The 717-nt window shown below is 37.2% G+C and carries 1 protein-coding gene; it reads right to left on the reverse strand.

Annotated elements, in window-relative coordinates:
* Positions 1 to 121: 121 nt before the first annotated feature.
* A partial coding sequence (locus AC3G7N_RS21050; protein ID WP_489424101.1) for a prolipoprotein diacylglyceryl transferase occupies positions 122 to 717 on the reverse strand: 596 nt, incomplete at its 5' end.

Genomic DNA, 717 nt, shown 5'->3' on the forward strand with positions numbered 1-717 from the left:
ATCGGTTTCGTTTCTTACGATGTTTGTTTGCTTTCACCTGCTCTAAGTTCACGCTGTCACCTCCTTGCTAGACTGGTACAACACAGTGCCACTTAATCTATAATCTATTAAACTCAACTGATTAACCTTGAACCCCGTAAAAAAGCAGTAAAGAAATGACCATCATAGATAGCACAAACATGACAGTTTTAATAATATCTTTCTTGGGAATTGGAGTAATTTTATCGGTCAATCCATTTGCCTTACGATACCTCATTAGGGAAATCGCAATAATGATGCCTATTAGGCTCATAACATGGCTTACACTAAACGGTCCAACAACCATAGGATTTATTCTAGCAAATTCTACAATGCCACGAATTATCATATACCCAATTAGATAATGAATAAAGATTTGACCGGTGTAGGAAGTTTTTTTTAATTTTAACCACAAATAACCGAACAACAGAAAATCTAATAAAAATTCATATGCCTGAGCAGGATGCAAAATTTCCCCGTATCTTTCAATCCCCCAAGGTAAGGCACTAGACATTGGTTCACCAAATACATCACAGCCAATTCTACTTATTCCTTGCGCCAGAATTAGTGCCGGTGCAACAATATCTAAGGTATGCCAAATTGGTAATTTATGCCGCCTCAGTAGGAAATAACCGATGACTAATCCGCCCAAAACTCCACCATGAATCGATAATCCACCGTTTTGGATAAAAAGTATTT

This window comes from Virgibacillus carmonensis (assembly GCF_057836705.1).